A 17,415-nucleotide genomic window follows, 5' to 3' on the forward strand; every position below is an offset into this window, starting at 1 on the left:
GACCGGATCGTAGGGGCACTTCCGGCCGATTCCCAGCCCCGGCTTCGGCCGCCCGGAGCCGAAGGAGTACCGCGTGTCTGCTCCGCCCCCTCAGCCCGTCCGCAGAACCGTCCGGATCACGATCGTCCTGCTGTTCACCGCCTGGTTGGTCGACTACGCCGACCGGCTCGTCATCAACCTGGCCCTGCCCTCCATCGGCGACGAGTTCGACGTGAGCCGCGGACAACAGGGCCTGATCGTCTCGGCGTTCTTCCTCGCCTACGCCTTGTGTCAGATCCCCGGCGGCCTGCTCGCCGACCGGCACGGCGCCCAGCGGGTCATGCTCGGGGCCCTGCTGTCCTGGTCGGTGTTCACCGCGCTGACCGGCTTCGCCTGGTCGTTCGGCGTCCTGCTGCTGATGCGGTTCGCGTTCGGCGCTGCCGAAGGCGTCTTCCCGCCCGCCTCGATGAAGGTCCTCGTGGAGCGGACGACACCGGCCGAGCGGATGGGTGCCAACGGCGTGATCATGAGCTCGAACGCCCTCGCCGGGGTCCTCACCCCGCTCCTCGTCGCGCCCCTGATCGCCGCTTTCGGCTGGCGTTCGGCGTTCTTCTCGACGGCGGCGCTCGGCGTCTTCGTCGTGGTGGCCATACGGGTGTGGCTCCCCGCGCCGCTGCCGACGGTGGAGCCGGAGCTCCACGTCGACCGGCGGCGCGCCGGAGGCGTCCTGCGCAAGGGCGTGATCTGGCGCTTCAGCGCCATGATGTTCGGCTACAGCCTGATCGTGTGGGGTCTCAGCACGTGGATCCCGTCCTATGTGAGCGAGGAGTACGGCGTCTCGCTCGCCTCGACCGGGGCCCTCGTGGCGATTCCCGGCCTCGCCGCGACCGGCGCGATCGTCGTCGGCGGGCGGCTCGCGGACCGCCTCGGCGGCCACCACCGCAGGGTGATCGTGCCCAGCATGACGGTGGCCGCGGTCACGTTGCTGTTCATGGTCTTCTCGCCGTCGCTCATCGGATTCATCGTCTTCGGCACGCTCGCCACGACTGCCGTCTCCCTCTGCTACATGCCGATCCTCGCCGTGCCGCTGAGCGGCCTCGCGGCCGAGGACGTCGGCGTGGGCAGCGGGGCGATCATCTTCGGCGGCCAGGTGGCCGGCATGGTCGCCCCGCCCGTCATCGGCGCGCTCGCCGACGCCTTCTCCTTCAAGGTGGCCTTCGCCTCCCTGGTGCTCGGCGCGGCGATCGCTCTCGTGTTGGCCCTTCTTACCCCGCAGGACGCCGCCTCCTTCCGGACCGCCACCGGCTGGCCCGAACTCTCCACGCCCGCAAAGGAGCACTCATGACCGCCGCCTCCGCATCGCGCCTGCTGTCCGGCTTCCCGGACCGGCTGCCCGGCCTGCTCGCCCTCTACGAAGATCTGCACGCCCACCCGGAGCTGTCCTTCCAGGAGTTCCGCACGGCCGCAGTCGTCGCCGAGCGGCTGCGCGAGCAGGGCTGGGAGGTCACCGAGGGCGTCGGCGGCACCGGCGTGGTCGGAGTCCTGGCCAACGGCGAGGGCCCGGTGGTCCTGCTCCGTGCCGACATGGACGGGCTCCCGGTGCGGGAGCGGACGCAACTGCCGTACGCCTCACAGGAGATGGGCGTCGATAGTGAGGGCAACAAGGTTCCCGTCATGCACGCTTGCGGCCATGACATGCATGTCACCTGTCTGCTCGGCGCGAGCGCCCAGCTCGCCGCCGCCCGTGAGGAATGGCGCGGCACGGTCGTCGCGGTGTTCCAGCCGGCGGAGGAGGTCGGCGGGGCACCGGCCATGATCGAGGACGGCTTCCTGGACCGCTTTCCGCGCGCTGATGTCTGTCTCGGCCAGCATGTGGGCCCGGCCCCCGTCGGTCTCGTCGGCACCCGCCCGGGCACGGTGATGGCCGCCTCCGACAGCCTGCGGGTCCGCCTTCACGGCCGCGGCGGACACGGCTCCACTCCTGAGACGACCGTCGATCCGATCGTCATGGCCGCCGCGGTCGTCATGCGGCTGCAGACGGTCGTCTCCCGGGAGGTGGGGGCGGCGCAGACCGCCGTGGTGACCGTCGGTTCGCTGCACGCGGGCACCAAGGAGAACATCATTCCCGACACGGCGGACCTGCGGATCAACATCCGCTCCACGACGCCCGCCGTACGGGAGCGGGTCCTGGCGGCCGTCGAACGGATCGTCCGCGCCGAGGCCGCCGCGTCCGGCGCCACCGAGGAGCCTGAGATCACCGCATTCAACCCGTTCCCGGTCACCGTCAACGACGCCGAGACCACTGGAACCGTGCTGGCCGCGATCGGCGAAGTCATGGGTGGGGAGCGGGTGTTCACCCTGCCTGAGCCCCTCACCGGCAGCGAGGACTTCGGCACCTTCGGCACGGCGCTCGGTGTCCCCTCGGTCTTCTGGCACTTCGGGGGCGGCGACCCGGCCCTCTTCGAGCACATCGACCCCGACACCTTGCTGACGGACGGCCTGCCGGACACGGTCCCGGCCAACCACTCCCCGTACTTCGCCCCCGTACCCGAACCCACTGTCCACACCGGTGTGACGGCGCTGCTCGCGGCAGCCGCGCACTGGCTGTGTGCCGAGGACGAACGCGTCCGCGGCCGACAGGAGAAGTGACGTGCCCCTGGACCCGGACATCGCTACTTTCTTGCGAAGCCTCCAGCAACGCGACGCCCCCGAACCGGGAGGGACCGCTGCGGCACAGGCCAGGGCACGGCTGCGGGCGCTGACCGTCGACCACCTCGACCAGGCCACAAAGCCCGAGGTCGCAGAGGTGGTCTCCGCAGCGCTGGCGGATTCCGTCCCCGCCCGCGTCTACCGGCCGCACAGCGCGACGCCCGTGCCGACGGTGGTGTACCTGCACGGCGGCGGCTGGGTGGTCGGCGACCTCGACACACACGACGTGCACGCCCGGACCCTGTGCCGCGACCTCGACGCCGTCGTGGTGAGCGTCGACTACCGGCTCGCGCCCGAACATCGCTTCCCCGCCGCGGTCGACGACGCGTACACCGCCCTCACCTGGGTGGCACAGCATGTGGACGCGTTCGGCGGCGACCTCGCCCGGCTGGCCGTCGGCGGCGACAGCGCGGGGGCGACGCTGGCCGCCGTGTGCGCACAGCAGGCCCACGCCGACGGACTGTCCCTCGCCGCCCAACTGCTCGTCTACCCCAGCACGGACATGGCCGGCGCCTATCCGTCGCGGGCCGAGAACGGCGAAGGCTACTTCCTCACCACCACGGAACTGCACTGGTTCTTCGAGCAGTACCTCGGCGCCGGCCCGGCCGATCCCGCCGCCACCGCGTTCGGCGCCGACCCGCGGGTCGCACCCCTGCGGGCGAAGGACCTGTCCGGGCTCGCTCCGGCCGTCGTGGCCACCGCGGAGTACGACCCGCTGCGTGACGAGGGAGACGCGTACGCCGAAGCGCTGCGCGGCGCCGGCATACGCGTCGAACACCGGCGCTTCGACGGCCTCGTCCACGGCTTCTACGGCATGGTCCACATCAGCCCCGCCGCAGGGGAGGCGACGGCCTGGACCAACACCGCGCTCCAACGACTGCTCGCCTGATACCCCCTCACCTACCTCACCTGCGAAGGACGTCCGCATGAACCCGAACGACACCGGCACCGATCTCGATCTCGCCTACCTCAGCGCCACCGAGGCGCGACGGCTCTTCGACGCCCGCGAACTCTCCCCGGTGGAGCTGATGCGCGTCGTCATCGACCGCGCGGAACAGACCGAACCGGTCGTCAACGCCTTCACCGACCAGCTCTACGACGAGGCACTCCAACAGGCCGCCCTTGCCGAGGAGCGCTTCCTCGGCAAGGGCGGCCTGACGCCGCGCCCGCTCGAAGGCATCCCGGTCGCCACCAAGGAGAAACACGCCATCGCCGGGCGCTCCCTCACCGAGGGCTCTCTCGTCAACGTCGGCAACGTCGCAACCGAGAACGCCCCGGTCATCGACCGGATCCTGGACGCCGGCGGCATCATCCACGCCCGCACCGCCACCCCTGAGTTCTCCATCGCCACCTTCACCCACAGCCGCCTGTGGGGCATCACCCGCAATCCCTGGAACCCCGACTTCACCCCTGGCGGCTCGTCCGGCGGCGCCGGTGCCTCCCTGGCCGCCGGTACGGCGCTGCTCGCCTCCGCGTCCGACATAGGCGGCTCGACCCGTATCCCCGCGGCCTTCACCGGCACCGTCGGCTACAAAGCCCCGTACGGCCGGATCCCCGGCGTGGCACCGCTGTCAGCCGACCACTACCGCGGCGACGGCCCCATGGCGCGCACCGTCGACGACTGCGTCACCTTCGCCAACGTCCTGTCAGGACCCGACCCGCGCGATCACGTGTCACTGCGTCCGAAACTCGTCCTGCCGACCGAGTACGACGCGGTCGCGGGGATGCGCATCGCCCTGTGCCTGCGCCTGGGCGCCTACGACGTCCACCCGGAGATCGAGGCCAACACCCGCGCTGTCGCCGGCGCCCTCACCGAAGCGGGCGCGATCGTCGAGGAGATCGAACTCCCGTGGACCAAGGACGACCTCCTCATCAGTGCCGCCGCACACTTCTCCACCATCTTCGGCGCCCTCGTCCGCGAGATCGAAGCCGAGCACCGCGATCGGATGTCGCCGTACGCGGCAGCCTTCGCCGACACCATGGCCGTCGCCCGGGAGCAGGTCACCTACCTCGACGGCCTGCGCGTCGAGACCCGGCTGCAGCGCGAACTGGGCGAAGCGATGTCGCCCTTCAACGCTCTCATCTGCCCGACCACAGCCGTTCCGGGGCTGCCCGCCGGAGACGATCTCCTGGGCCGCCTGGTCGTGAGCGGCGAGGACCACGGCGAGCCGCTGTGGGCGGCGATGACCCTGCCCTTCAACATCAGCAACCGCTGCCCTGTCCTCAACGTGCCCAGCGGCCACTCCAGCTGGGGTCTGCCGACAGGCGTCCAGATCGCCGGCCACACCTACGACGACCCGACCGTCTTCCGCATCGGCAAGGCCCTGGAACAGCTCCGCCCCTGGGCCTACACCCCGAACCACCGGCCGACCGTCCAGTCGACGCCTCTCGTACAGTCAGCCACTGATTGACCGTCGGTCTGTCCTGACCAGGCACTGAGCCGGTTCCAACCTACCTTCCGAGCTTGCTCGTTGGGCTGACAACGTGGAGAAGCCAGTCCTCGCGGTGCCCAACGACCTCGAGACCACCGAGACCCCACCGCCGTGTGGCCACGCCCGTCACTCGACGTCGTCAGTACTTCTTCGCATGCTCGCCTACGCCATGCGCGGGCGCGACGCCGGTGGTGAAACGTCTGTGCTTACGGGGCCGTTGCTCGCCGACTCGGAGCGATGGATGGAGGAGCGCACGTCCGACATCACGTCGATGAACAACGCTTCATCAACATCAACCGTGAGCGCCAGGACAGAGAGGAGCGCCGCTACCGCACCCTGTTCGAGGACTCCCTGGCCCGAACCCTCACCCTGGCTGCGCAGCGTGCCGACGACGCGACAACCGCCCTTCTCCTTGCTGTGGAGGCGCTGGAGGCTGGGCGACGAAAACACCACCGTACTCATCGACGAACGGGGACGTGTCAGGGTGCGATGGAGCGCTCCGGAAGGGGTAGCTGACGAGGAGCGGCTGCCGTTCAGGGCAGCAGGGGCGCCCCCAAGGGCCCGTCGCATCCCGCCGGTACAGGGCCGGTCGGCCCCAGCCGAGTACCTATGGCCCCTGCATGACGTCTGCCTTCGACGCGAGGCTGTAAGCGGATGCCAATCCGAGGAGGTGGAGAGCATGCCCATGCCCTGCCCCATCATGGTGGGCCTCGACGGCTCGCCCGAAGGTCAGGCAGCGGCCGAATGGGCCGCACGCGAGGCCGAGCTGCGCGGACTGCCGCTGAAGCTGGTTCACGTGTGGGAACCCGCCCCGAACCCGATGGCCCAGGCACCGCTCCTCGGCCCGGAAACGCAGCAGCACTGGAGCGAGCGAGTTCCGCGCGAGGCAGCCGAGGGCCTTCGGCGACGGCACCCCGGAGTCGAGATCACCGCAGAGCACTGTTCCGGGCAGCCCGCCAGTCTCCTGTCGGGGCTTGCGAAGGATGCCGAGCTGCTCGTCCTGGGTTCCCGTGGCATGAGTGGGATCGCAGGGTTCTTGGTGGGTTCGGTCGGTCAGGCTGTCGTGGCACACACAGAGCGGCCGGTGGTTCTGGTCCGAGCCGGGGAACAGGCCGCGGACGAGCACCTGGTGGGTTCCGCAGGCGTCCCGACGGCTGTGAGCCACTTCCGGCCCGTGGTCCTGGGCCTGGACCATGGAGACACGGCCCCCGCTCTTGTCGAGTTCGCCTTCGAGGCGGCCGAACGCCGCTCCACCACTCTGCGGGTCGTCCACGGCTGGAACCCGCCGCCCTACTACGCCTACGGTCTCTCAGTCGACTCAGGCTTCCACAGCGAGCTGTCCGAGCAAGAGGCGATCGCTTTGAGGGACACCCTGCGCCCGTGGCGGCAGAAGTTCCCGTCCGTCGAGGTCGTCGAGGAGTCCCGTTACGGACCAGCGGCCAACCACCTGGTTGACGCCTCACATGAGGCCTGCCTGGTCGTGGTGGGCCGTCGCATCCGGCGCAGTTCCCTCGGCATCCACATCGGCCCGGTCGCGCATGCCGTCCTGCACCATGCCGCTGCCCCCGTCGCGGTCATCGCCCACGGCTGAAGTGCTCTGAGGAGACACGCCATGCGCCACACCGGCCTCCACGCTGCCCACGACGATCGGCCCGGCACACCGGCCCTCAGGAATGCTGCCCCACGCCGCTCAGGAAAGCCGTCGGCGCCCCAGGAGCGTCGAAATGCCGAGGCTTCCTGGCTGTTGCGCCAGTACCGGAAAGTGGTCCCGGTAGGTGTCAGGCGCGCGATCGTCGTACGTACCTCCGCCCGGGCCCGGACCCGTGCCAAGCGGGGAATCGCTCTGGTGCCTTCGGTACGCCACCTGCTCGGCCGGGCGCAGGCTCACTGCCTGGTGCGCCGACACCCGCAGCTCTGCACCGGGGAAGGCCGCGCGGTGCGGATGGTACGGGGTGTTCCGAAAGCTGTGCTCGTGCGCTCCGAAGCGTCTCCATTGGCGGCACGCAACACCAATCAGGCCTTGGTGCGTCAGGCACTCGATGCCGTGGGCATCGACCATTTCTCTGTGCGCGGACGCAGTCAGAGCTCCGCAGTCGTGGCTGTCGCCGAACGGCACCGAGGCGCGACCCACCGCGCGCTGGCAGACATGTGCAGAGATGTCCCCGGTTACGTCAGCGCGGAGGACTGCCGGGCGCGGGGGCGGCGAGCCACCGAACCGGGTTTCACACGTGGCGTATGGCGAAGAGTCAGCAAGTCCGACGTGATCCGCCTGACCTGGTATCACAGTGATCCGACAGGGCAGTTGATCCTGGGGCCCAAGTACGGATGCGACGTGGAGTTCTGGTCGGCCGACGGCCAGATGCTGGTGGCTCCGAGGCCCAACAGGATGGCTGAACGGGTGCCCCTCGCCGACACTCCGGTGAGTGTCTCGGACTCGCTTTTCACGAACCTGGCATCTCCGGAGCACCCTCTGCCGCTGGTACGCACCCGCAGCGAGTTCGCCCTGCCGGGGCCGGACGACGTCCGCTTCCCGGTGGACGCCGTGTACACGTGGGTCGACGGGACCGACACGGAATGGCTCCGTCGTCGAGCGGCTTGCGCCGGACGTGCCTATCACCCCGAAGCCGCCAACGCGGCTCGCTACGTCAACCGGGACGAGTTGCGCTACTCGCTGCGCTCACTACGGCAGTACGCTCCCTGGCTGCGCACCATCTACCTGGTCACCGACGACCAGAGCCCGCCATGGCTGGACACCGCTGTGCCGGGACTCCGCGTCGTCAGCCACAAGGAGATCTTCAGCGATCCGGGTCTGCTGCCGACATTCAACTCGCACGCCATCGAAAGCCAACTGCACCACATAGACGGGCTGTCCGAGCACTTCCTCTACTTCAACGACGACGTGTTCCTGGGTCGGCTCACCGCGCCGCAGGACTTCTTCGTGGCCAACGGACTGTCCAGGTTCTTCCCGTCCCCGGTGCTCATTCCGCCTGGGCCGCCGAATGAAGAAGACCAGCCGGTCGCTGCAGCCGGAAAGAACAGTCGCGCGCTCATCCTGGAGACGTTCGGCACGATGATCGCCCAGAAGATCAAGCACACTCCGCACGCCCTGCGGCGCAGTGTGCTGTACGAGATCGAGGAGCGGTTCCCGGAACTCCACCACGCCACTGCCAGCAGCCGGTTCCGCGGCCTCGACGACCTGTCCGTCGTCTCCTCGCTGCACCACTACTACGCCTTCCTCACGGCACGCGCCATCCCGGCACAACTGCGTTACGCATACCTTGATTTGTCCCACCCAGGGCTCGCGACGCGACTGGGCGGGCTCCTCGCCCGACGGGACCGCCATGTGTTCTGCCTAAATGACACGGTGTCCGAGGAAGGCGAATGGGCGGCGCAGGAGGTGCTCCTCACCGCCTTTCTGCAGGCGTACTTCCCTGTTCCGAGCGAATATGAGCTCCGCCGGTCCTAGCGGGCAAAGTGCCCGGCTCCGCCCGTCCAGTCGAGCTCGGGTCAGTGAGATGAGCCGATGTTGACAGCGCGCGAACATCTTCCGCGCCCCTCGGGACAGTTGGGCGGCGCTCGGCCACCTGTGCGCCCGGCGATGGGCACCCGACTGTGGAACGGCGACCACCGGGCACTGGGCGCGAAGAAGCGTACGGGCGATGACCGAGCCGAGCTGCAAGCCGGTGAGGCGGCTGCGGCCGCCACTCCCCACGACGAGGGCAAGCGCGTGCGTCGACTCCTGGGCAAGGACCCGTACCGGATGGCCGCGGAGCACCGCGTAGCGCACGTCCACGTCCGGATATATGGAACGCCAGCCCGCCACCATCTCCGACAGCAGGCGGCGGCACTCCCGCACCGCCGCCCGCTCGTTCATGACGCCGAGGGGCGGGGACTGCCACACGGACAGCACGCGCAACACCGAACCGCACCGCTTGGCTTCCTCGAGGGCATGGATGGCGGCGGCAGCGGAATGGCGGCGGCCGTCCCAACCGACGCGCACCCCCACGACGAGGAAGGGAGGGTGTCGCTTGAGGACGTCCGGGTTGCGCACGACCACAACGGGGCAGGCGGCGTGTCTGATGACTTGCAGTGCGATGGATGTCGTTGTAGCGAAAACCCTTTCACGCCTGCTCGGCAGGCGTGAGTCCAGTACCAAGCTTGCGGCTGTGCGGGCCTGCTCGCGCAGCACCGGCACGGGAGCGCCTGCGGCGAGCAGCGTGGAGATCTCCAATTGCGGATGACGGTTCTGCGCGAACGCGACCGCCTGCCGGACCGTCTGTTCCGCGGTGTCGCACGGGACACGGGTCCGTCGCGTCGCACGCCGACGCGCAGGATCGAGGGAGCCCCCGCGCGACGGTGCTCCTTGGGCAAGGACCAGGCGCAGGGGGAGGTGCCGCCGGTGGGCCTCGTCGGCCCCCCAAGCCAGGGCCCCACGGTGGGACGCATCGGCATCGATACTGACCACGATCGGTGTGCGGTCTGGTGCCGTCATCGGGACAACACGTCCTCAATGGGGCGCCGTGGGGTCTGCATGGTCCAGTTCGTGTGGCCGAAACGCAGAATCATCTGAGGTGCCTGCCGTGAGGCGATCATGGTGCGGATCTCCGCCCGCAGTCTCGGGATTTCAAGGGGCTGAGTGTGGAATCCGGCTCTGACGTCGTGCGCGGCGGCGTAGAGCAGGACACGTTGCAGTGCTTGTCCGGCGCGCAGCCAGTCGTGGGGGGTGTCGTGCGGCGTGTTCAGCAGGGCCACGAGCCCTGTTCGCGAGGTCCACGCCGATGTCGGACCACCGACGGTGCCATGCCGGGCAAAGGCGGTGAAGTCGCGCCCCGAGAGAAGGGTGGAATCCGGGTGGAACGGGCTGGCCTCGGCTGGCACGCCGTCAAGGCGTTGGCCACGGAAGGGCTGCGTCCAGAGGGCAAGCTCCGAGACATGGTCAGGGCTGGCGCGGTGCAGGCTCTCGGCCTCATTGACCACCGTGGCCAGTCGCTGCTGCTCCACAGCGTGGGCGAGCGTGTAGAGCTCGGCGCCTTCGGCTCGTGCGTTCCGCCGCAGCGCGTCGATGAGAGGCTCCGGTAACGGCGAGGGCTGGAACGGGCCGCGATGGGTGTGCCGCTTGCGCACGGCCTGGTGCATCAGCGCTTCGTCCGGTGTGGGCTTCGCGTACGCTCCCCAGCTCACTCGTGCCAGAAGGCCGCCCGGTCGAGGGTCGGGGTGGGTGCGTACGACGGGCTGAAAGCCCAGGTGGCGCATGGCGAGTCGAAGGTTGAACAAGGCAGCGCCGCAGCTGATGATCAGTTCGCGCCCGTCGGGGTCGGCGGCCGGAAGGCGGCGGGTGTTGTCGGAGTGCAACAGGATGTCGCTGTCCTGGCAGGTGAAGATCCAGGGTTGCGAGTTGTGCAGTGAGGGCGCGGTGACGGCCGCGCGGACGAGGTACGTGCTCGCGTGGTCGGGTTGGGCGTGCTGGCCGGGCATGGCTTGCCCCCGAACCTAGGTGGGCTTGGCTTCTCGCTCAAGCGTCGTCGGCGGCCGACACATTGCGCAGGGGCCGGTTGGCCCTGCCGCGGACTGGCCAGCCCGGGAAAGGGGCTCCGCCGGACTCTGCACGTCGGCCCGTCCCCGTCCGACGCCGTGGTGGGCCGGATGGGCGTCACCGAGCACGAGCAGGGACGAACAGTCCTGGCCAGGGCCGCTCGGCCCCTGTGGAGCGCCTGCCGCACGCGGTGCAATGGGGGCGAGGGGAGGGACACATCATGACGGACACTCCAAGCGGCCGACGCGTGATGTCGGCCATGGCGGCTCTGCTACTCGCACTGACCGTGCCCGCGGTGGGCGCAGGTTCCGCGGCGGCGGGCGCGCCGTCCGGCACGGCGGGACCCGTGCCCGCGCGCAGTGGAAACCCCGCATCGACCGTCGATCACGTCGCGAACTTTTACGGCGCGTACATCGACGTCCTGCACGACACCGGACGCGGCTCGCTGGCGAACGGACTGCGTCACCATTACCTCACTCCCGGCCTGAACAAGAGCCTGACCCGGTGGGAGGCCGCGCACCACCGTGACGGTGTGCTGCGGGCCAAGGGCGTGCCAACCGCGTGGAAGGTGACCTATCAGGACAGCGGTATGGGCCACTGCTGGACGCGCGTCAAGCTGACGTGGCACGACGGCGGGCACCGGGCCCACCACAGCTTCCTGATGGTTCAGTCGGACATCGCGACCATGGGCATCTCCGGCATACGGACGGATTTAGGCGGTGGGGATGGTGGAGTTGCCCCTGATCGTGGGAGTGGACGGTTCGGAGTCGAGTCTCCTGGCGGTCGACTGGGCCGTTGACGAGGCCCATCGGCTGGGCCTCCCGGTACGGCTGGTGCATGCCTCGCTCTGGGAGCACTACGAGGGAAGTGTTTTCGCCTACGGACTGACGGCAGCGCCCGCTCGAGCATCCGGGGAGAACGCACAGCGCATCACCGACCTGGCGGCCGAGAGGGCCGGGCGGCGCAATGCGACGGTGAAGATCTCCACGGAGGTACTTGCTGAGGACACCGAGATGGCCCTGCTGCGCGAAACGCGCAACGCCACAGCACTGATCACCGGTTCGCGCGGCAGGGGCCCGATTGCCGGACTGCTGCTCGGTTCGGTGAGCCTGGCGATGGCTTCCCGGGCGCTCTGCCCGGTCATCGTGGTGCGGGGCAACGCGGCGAGCCGCAACGGAGAGCACGGCCGCATCGTGCTCGGAGTGGGCGACACGCCCAGCAGCGTCGCGGCGGTCCGGTTCGCCTCCGGGGAAGCCGAGGCGCGGCGCTGCACGCTCCACGCCGTACGTGCCTGGCGCTGCCCCGCCCACGAGACGACAGACCATCCGCTCGTCGCGGGAGAACCTGCCCGCTACCACCGCGACCACGCATGGGCCATGCTCGAGGACAAACTGCGTGTCCTGGCGCGTGACCACCCCTCTGTGTACGTACGCCGTTCCGTCGTGGCGCACCGCGGGTAAGGGGGCGAACCCTGGGGGCTGCGGCTGGGCATTGAGCTCCTGTCCCGGCGGACCGTTGTCCCGCATTTCTAATCACCGGTCAGGCCTGCGATGTGATCGGGGACGTAGGACTGGAGGTCCCGGGGCGGCCGTTGGTACCCCGAGTTCGGGGGACGGGGCGGAAGTATGAGTTCCGGGGGCGGTACGTCGTGGTAGGGGACGGTCGACAGCAGGTGGGCGATCATGTTCAGCCGTGCGCTGCGCTTGTCGTCGCTCTCGACCACGTGCCAACGGGCTTCGGGAATGTCCGTGTGCACGAACATCTCGTCCTTTGCCCGTGAGTACGCCTCCCAGCGCGTGATCGACTCCAGGTCCATGGCGGAGAGCTTCCAGCGCCGCGTGGGGTCCTCGAGGCGGCGGCGGAAGCGCTGTTCCTGTACCGCGTCGCTCACCGAGAACCAGTACTTGCGCAGCAGCAGACCCTCCTCCACCAACAGACGCTCGTAGATGGGGCACTGGTGGAGGAAGCGCTGATGTTCGGCCTTGGTGCAGAAGCCCATGACGTGCTCGACACCCGCCCGGTTGTACCAGCTCCGATCGAAGAGGACGATCTGCCCCGCCGCAGGGAGATGCTCCGTGTAGCGCTGGAAGTACCACTGGGTACGTTCGCGCTCCGTGGGTGCGGGCAGGGCGACGATGCGTGTGACGCGGGGATTGAGGTGTTCCGCCACTCGCTTGATGGTGCTGCCCTTGCCGGCCGCATCGCGTCCCTCGAACACCACGACGAGCCGTGCCCCCTCAGCCCTCACCCACTCCTGCAGCCTCACCAGTTCGGTCTGCATCCGGTACAACTCGCGCTCGTACAACTCCTTCTTCATGGCCCACGCACCCGCCTCAGGCAATTGAACGCTCGTGTCCTGCAATGACATTACGGAGGATGGCAGCGGCAGGAGCCCGCTCGTACGTGTCGCGCTCACGCCGTGAGTCCCGACGTCTCCTTTTGGGGCCCGGTCGGCCCCTGCTCCAGACGGCCTCGCGGTGGCAGGGTGACGAGCAATGCACCTAGAGCTTCGTGCGGAAAGCCCCGAAGCAAGAATCACCTGCCACGAAAGGGAGCTGCTCATGACCGTCCGCGTCGGGATCAACGGATTCGGCCGCATCGGCCGCAACTACCTGCGCGCAGCCCTGGAAAGGGACACGATCGAGGTCGTCGCCGTCAATGACATCGCCCCGGCCGCGTCACTGGCGCATCTGCTCGAGTACGACTCGACGTACGGCAGGCTGCGCCGTGACATCCGGTACGACGACACCTCGATCTCCGTGGACGGGCACCGTGTTGCCGTGTCGGCGGAACGTGATCCCGCTGCTCTCGACTGGAGTGGACACCGTGTGGACGTCGTGATCGAATCCACCGGCCGGTTCCGGGACCGGGACGCCGCCGCGCTGCACCTCAAAGCGGGCGCGAGCAAGGTGCTGCTCTCCGCGCCGGGCAAGAACGCCGACACGACCATCGTGATGGGCGTCAATCACGACTCCTATGCTCCTGACCGCCATCATGTGATCTCCGCGGCCTCCTGCACCACCAACTGCGTCGTACCGATGGTCAGTGTGCTGCACGAGCACTTCGGCATCGCCAAGGGGATGATGACCACCATTCACGGCTACACCAACGACCAGGCACTCCTGGACGGGCCGCACAAGGACCCGCGTCGTGCCCGTTCGGCCGCGCTGAGCATCATCCCCACCAGCACAGGGGCCGCGCGTGCCGTCGGTCAGGTCGTGCCGGAACTCGACGGCGTCCTCGACGGCCTGGCGGTCCGCGTACCGGTCGAGGACGGATCGCTGACCGATCTGACGGTGGTTCTGCGGCGGGAGGGCACCGCGGAGGAGGTCAACGCGGCGTTCGGGGAGGCGGCGAGCGGCCGCCTGGAGGGTGTCCTGCGGGTGTCACACGCCCCCATCGTCTCCCGCGACGTGATCGGCGACCCGGCCTCCTGCGTCTTCGACCCCGGCCTCACCCTGGTACACGGCGACCTGGTCAAGGTCTTCGGCTGGTACGACAACGAGTGGGCGTACTGCCAAAGGCTGTTGGACCTGACCGCTTACGTCGGTGTGCGCCTGTGATCTCGGCCGTCCTGCGGGGCGTAAGGGCAGTCGTCCTCGACACCGATGGAGTGATCACCGACTCGGCGCGGGTGCACGCCGAAGCGTGGAAGCGGGCGTTCGACGCATTCCTGGTCGAGCATCCACCCGAACTGCCTGCACAGCGACGCCCGTTCGACGTGCGCGAGGACTACATCCGTTATGTCGACGGCAAGTCACGTCTCGACGGCGCCGCGTCCTTCCTGGCCTCGCGTGGTCTGCGGCTGCGGCACGGGGCCGTGGAGGCGGTGGCCGAGGAGAAGGAGCGACGTTACGTCGAGCGGTTGCGCAAGGGCCACATCGACGCGTACCCCGGTACCGTGCGCCTGCTGCACGACCTGCGTGGTGCAGGCATCCCGCTCGCGGCGGCATCGGCTTCCCGCCACGCCCGTGAACTCCTTTCGCACGCTGGGGTGTTGCCGCTGTTCGACGCGCTCGTCGACGGTGCCGAAGTGGCCCGGCTCGGGCTGCCGGGGAAGCCGGATCCGGCGTTGTTCCAGGAGGCGGCGCGTCGCCTGGGCGTGCCCGCGGCGGAGGCCGCCGTCGTCGAGGACGCGTTGGCCGGTGTCGAGGCGGGGCGGCGTGGCGGGTTCCGGGTGGTGATCGGAGTGGACAGGAGCGCGGCGGCCGACACGAGGGCTTCTCTGCTGCGGCACGGCGCGGACATCGTCGTGGACGACCTCGGGGAACTTCTGGACGGAGGAGAGGGGCCATGACGGAGCCCATCGAGGGCTGGCTCTGGGAGTACGAGGGATACGACCCGGCGGACGAGAGGCTCAGGGAGTCGCTGTGCACGCTGGGCAACGGCTACTTCGCCACTCGGGGTGCCGCCCCCGAGTGCTCGGCGGACGGCGTGCACTATCCGGGGACGTACGCGGCGGGCTGCTACAACCGGCTGACCTCGCACGTCGCCGACCGGCAGGTCGAGAACGAGGACATGGTGAACCTGCCCGACTGGCTGCCGTTGCGCTACCGGCTGAAGAACCAGGACGACGCGGGGGAGTGGCTCACCCCGGACTCCACCACGCTCGTCGCGCTGCGGCAGTCCCTCGACGTGCAGTCCGGCGTCCTGGAACGCAACCTGCGGTACGAGACCGGGCAAGGGCGAACACTGGCCGTGCGTCAGCTCCGCGTCGTGCACATGGCCGATCCGCACCTCGCGCTGCTGCGGACCGAGTTCAGTGTCGAGGGCCCGCCCACTGTCCTGGAGGTCGAGGCGGCGCTGGACGGGACCGTCACCAACGCCGGTGTGACGCGCTACCGGCAGCTGAACTCCCAGCACCTGACGCACGTCCACACCGGAGACGGCGATGCCCGGGGAGTCGTGTGGCTGCGCTGTCGCACGACAGCCTCCGACGTACGGGTGGGCATGGCAGCCCGAACGACAGCGGGTTCCGCCCGGGCCGTGACGCGGCACGACGCGGGGCGGGCCGTTCAGCGCTGCGAGCTCGACCTGACGCCCGGAGGCACCGTCACCGTCGACAAGATCGTCGCTCTGCACACCTCGCGCGACCCGGCGATCAGCGACCCCTTGCAGGCGGCCGTCGACAGGGTCGGCCGGGCACCAGGCTTCGACGAACTCCTCGACTCGCACCTCACCGCATGGGACCAGTTGTGGCGCAGGGCCGAACTGGACGTGCCGGGCGAAGCGGGCCGCATCCTTCGTCTGCACCACTTTCACGTCCTGCAGACCCTCTCCCCGCACACCGCTGAGCTGGATGTGGGCGTTCCCGCCAGAGGTCTGCACGGCGAGGCGTACCGAGGCCACGTCTTCTGGGACGAGCTGTTCGTCCTCCCCTACCTGAATCTGCACTTTCCCGAGGTCTCGCGTGCGCTGCTCACCTACCGGCACCGACGAATGGAGCGGGCGTGCGCCGCCGCGCGCGACGCCGGCCGTACCGGGGCGATGTTCCCCTGGCAGAGCGGCAGCGACGGCCGGGAGGAGACACAGCAGCTGCACCTCAACCCGCGCTCGGGGCGCTGGCTCCCGGACAACTCCCGGCTTCAGCACCATGTCGGTTCTGCTGTGGCGTACAACGTGTGGCGGTACTGCGAGGCGAGCGGGGACGCCGAGTTCCTTCACACGAAGGGCGCCGAGATGCTGCTGCAGATCGCCCGCTTCTGGGCGGACTCGGCGGCGTACGACGAGAGCCTGGGCCGGCATCGTATCCGTGGGGTCGTCGGCCCCGATGAGTACCACGATGCCTACCCCGACGCAACGGAACCGGGGCTCGATGACAACGCCTACACGAATGTCACGGCAGCCTGGGTCCTCGCCAGGGCCTTGGACGTGCTGGGTGACCTGCCCGAACCGCGTAGGCGGGAACTCGTGGAGCGGATCGGGCTCGACGGCGGGGAGATCGAACTGTGGGAGGACGTCTCCCGCACTCTCCATGTGCCGTTCCACGATGGGGTGATCAGCCAGTTCGAGGGATACGGGGAGCTCGCGGAACTGGACTGGGACGGCTACCGCGCCGGCTATGGCGACATCCGCCGCCTCGACCGCATCCTGGAGGCCGAGAACGACACGGTCAATCGGTACCAGGCGTCCAAGCAGGCCGACGTGCTGATGCTCGGCTACCTCTTCCCCCCGGCCGAACTGCACGCTCTGTTCGACCGCTTGGGATATTCGCTGGACGCGGACACCTGGCAACGCACCGTCGATCACTACCTGCTGCGAACCAGTCACGGTTCCACGCTCAGCGGCCTGGTGCACGGCTGGGTCCTTGCCAGGGTACGGCGCACCGGGGCGTGGAAGTTCGTTCAGGAGGCGCTGGAGGGCGATATCGCCGACCTGCAGGGTGGCACGACCGGAGAGGGCATCCATCTCGGCGCGATGGCCGGCACGCTCGACCTCGTCCAGCGCGGCCTCACAGGCCTGGAGGCGCGGGGAGGAGCCATCTGGCTGGACCCGGTGCCCCTGCCGGAACTCTCCGAGTACGGCTTCGCACTGCGCTATCAGGGCCACTGGGGCGTGCGGTTGCGCATGCGACCGGGCAGCCTGCACATCGCCGTGCCCGCCTCCGACCGTTCGCCCATCGACATCGAGCTGCCGGGCCGGACCGTCTCCGTCATGCCGGGCGAGTCGTGCGAACTGTCGCTGCCTGCGTGAGGGGGCTTCAGTGGCGCCCAGGGCTGTCGAGCCGGGTTCCGCCCCACTCATTGCCGCCCCGTTGGGCTG

Annotated in this window: 15 protein-coding genes; 11 read left to right on the forward strand and 4 right to left on the reverse strand. The window is 69.1% G+C overall.

The genetic code is table 11. The features are described 5' to 3' along the window. Nucleotides 1-73: 73 nt before the first annotated feature. Genes AC068B_RS39015 through AC068B_RS39030 form a run of 4 tightly spaced genes read left to right on the forward strand, consistent with a single transcriptional unit; the run spans nt 74 to nt 5,099 of the window. Complete coding sequence (locus AC068B_RS39015; protein WP_478676210.1) at nt 74-1,324, forward strand: MFS transporter; 1,251 nt, start codon at nt 74-76, stop codon at nt 1,322-1,324. After that, nucleotides 1,321-2,628: an amidohydrolase gene (locus AC068B_RS39020; protein ID WP_478676211.1), complete on the forward strand. Its 1,308-nt coding sequence runs from the start codon at nt 1,321-1,323 to the stop codon at nt 2,626-2,628. The genes AC068B_RS39015 and AC068B_RS39020 overlap by 4 nt, the downstream gene beginning before the upstream one ends. Before the next feature lies 1 nt (nt 2,629). Then, a complete protein-coding gene (locus AC068B_RS39025; protein WP_478676212.1) occupies nt 2,630-3,577 on the forward strand; it encodes an alpha/beta hydrolase in 948 nt (315 codons plus the stop codon). 37 nt (nt 3,578-3,614) lie between these two features. Continuing rightward, a complete protein-coding gene (locus AC068B_RS39030) occupies nt 3,615-5,099 on the forward strand; it encodes an amidase (RefSeq protein ID WP_478676213.1) in 1,485 nt (494 codons plus the stop codon). A gap of 183 nt (nt 5,100-5,282) precedes the next feature. On the opposite strand, the gene AC068B_RS39035 is transcribed toward AC068B_RS39030, so the two are convergent. Continuing rightward, nucleotides 5,283-5,582: a hypothetical protein gene (locus tag AC068B_RS39035; RefSeq protein ID WP_478676214.1), complete on the reverse strand. Its 300-nt coding sequence runs from the start codon at nt 5,580-5,582 to the stop codon at nt 5,283-5,285. A gap of 223 nt (nt 5,583-5,805) precedes the next feature. On the opposite strand from AC068B_RS39035, the gene AC068B_RS39040 reads away from it, so the two are divergent. Both AC068B_RS39040 and AC068B_RS39045 read left to right on the forward strand, forming a co-directional pair. Then, complete coding sequence (locus AC068B_RS39040; RefSeq protein WP_478676269.1) at nt 5,806-6,711, forward strand: universal stress protein; 906 nt, start codon at nt 5,806-5,808, stop codon at nt 6,709-6,711. 21 nt (nt 6,712-6,732) lie between these two features. After that, entirely contained in the window at nt 6,733-8,586 is a 1,854-nt protein-coding gene (locus AC068B_RS39045) for a stealth family protein (RefSeq protein WP_478676215.1), read from the forward strand. Here the strand turns inward: AC068B_RS39045 and AC068B_RS39050 are convergent. Next, the gene (locus AC068B_RS39050) at nt 8,473-9,612 is read right to left on the reverse strand and encodes a universal stress protein (RefSeq protein ID WP_478676216.1); all 1,140 of its coding nucleotides are present in this window, start codon (nt 9,610-9,612) and stop codon (nt 8,473-8,475) included. The genes AC068B_RS39045 and AC068B_RS39050 overlap by 114 nt on opposite strands. After that, the gene (locus tag AC068B_RS39055) at nt 9,609-10,595 is read right to left on the reverse strand and encodes an Acg family FMN-binding oxidoreductase (RefSeq protein ID WP_478676217.1); all 987 of its coding nucleotides are present in this window, start codon (nt 10,593-10,595) and stop codon (nt 9,609-9,611) included. Before AC068B_RS39055 ends, AC068B_RS39050 begins: the two co-directional genes overlap by 4 nt. Nucleotides 10,596-10,873: 278 nt before the next feature. On the opposite strand from AC068B_RS39055, the gene AC068B_RS39060 reads away from it, so the two are divergent. Together AC068B_RS39060 and AC068B_RS39065 are read left to right on the forward strand one after the other, a co-directional pair. Beyond that, nucleotides 10,874-11,452 carry a hypothetical protein gene (locus AC068B_RS39060; RefSeq protein WP_478676218.1) on the forward strand — a complete coding sequence of 193 codons (579 nt, stop codon included), beginning with the start codon at nt 10,874-10,876 and terminating at the stop codon, nt 11,450-11,452. Further along, on the forward strand, nt 11,379-12,113 hold the full coding sequence (locus tag AC068B_RS39065) for a universal stress protein (protein WP_478676219.1): 735 nt from the start codon (nt 11,379-11,381) through the stop codon (nt 12,111-12,113). Before AC068B_RS39060 ends, AC068B_RS39065 begins: the two co-directional genes overlap by 74 nt. 68 nt (nt 12,114-12,181) lie before the next feature. Here AC068B_RS39065 and ppk2 read toward each other — a convergent pair whose 3' ends face one another. Next, entirely contained in the window at nt 12,182-12,970 is a 789-nt protein-coding gene (gene ppk2, locus AC068B_RS39070; protein WP_478676220.1) for a polyphosphate kinase 2, read from the reverse strand. Between the two features lie 244 nt (nt 12,971-13,214). Between ppk2 and gap the strand changes: the two genes are divergently transcribed. Genes gap through AC068B_RS39085 form a run of 3 tightly spaced genes read left to right on the forward strand, consistent with a single transcriptional unit; the run spans nt 13,215 to nt 17,346 of the window. Next, entirely contained in the window at nt 13,215-14,216 is a 1,002-nt protein-coding gene (gap, locus tag AC068B_RS39075; RefSeq protein ID WP_478676221.1) for a type I glyceraldehyde-3-phosphate dehydrogenase, read from the forward strand. Beyond that, nucleotides 14,213-14,950, forward strand: a complete 738-nt coding sequence (locus AC068B_RS39080) for an HAD family hydrolase (protein ID WP_478676222.1) — start codon at nt 14,213-14,215, stop codon at nt 14,948-14,950. The genes gap and AC068B_RS39080 overlap by 4 nt, the downstream gene beginning before the upstream one ends. Continuing rightward, the gene (locus AC068B_RS39085; RefSeq protein ID WP_478676223.1) at nt 14,947-17,346 is read left to right on the forward strand and encodes a glycoside hydrolase family 65 protein; all 2,400 of its coding nucleotides are present in this window, start codon (nt 14,947-14,949) and stop codon (nt 17,344-17,346) included. The genes AC068B_RS39080 and AC068B_RS39085 overlap by 4 nt, the downstream gene beginning before the upstream one ends. Nucleotides 17,347-17,415 lie beyond the last annotated feature (69 nt).

The organism is Streptomyces sp. NPDC042371 (assembly GCF_056437465.1).